The sequence below is a fragment of the Aquabacterium sp. A08 genome, assembly GCF_011742065.1.
Genome location: NZ_JAAQQT010000449.1, coordinates 1 through 221, shown reverse-complemented (window position 1 = coordinate 221; position 221 = coordinate 1). Strand labels below are relative to the sequence as shown.

The following is a 221-nucleotide window of genomic DNA, read 5'->3' as shown; positions in this document are numbered from 1 at the left end:
GTGCCCCTGGGCGCCGCCGACCCGCAGCCGCGCCCGGTGGGCATGATGTTCCAGAACCCGGACGAGCAGATCATCTTCCCCACCGTGGCCGAGGAGCTGGGGCTGGGCCTGCAGGCCGCCGGCCAGGCGCGCAAGGCGGCGCAGGCCCAGGCCAGCGCCTGGCTGGCCGAGCGCGGCCTGGCCGACTGGGCCGACCGCGCCATCGGCAGCCTGAGCCAGGG

Annotated in this window: 1 pseudogene; it reads left to right on the top strand. The window is 77.4% G+C overall.

The window, feature by feature from the left end:
* A pseudogene (locus HA630_RS27235) lies at positions 1 to 221 on the top strand (ABC transporter ATP-binding protein); the annotation flags it as partial.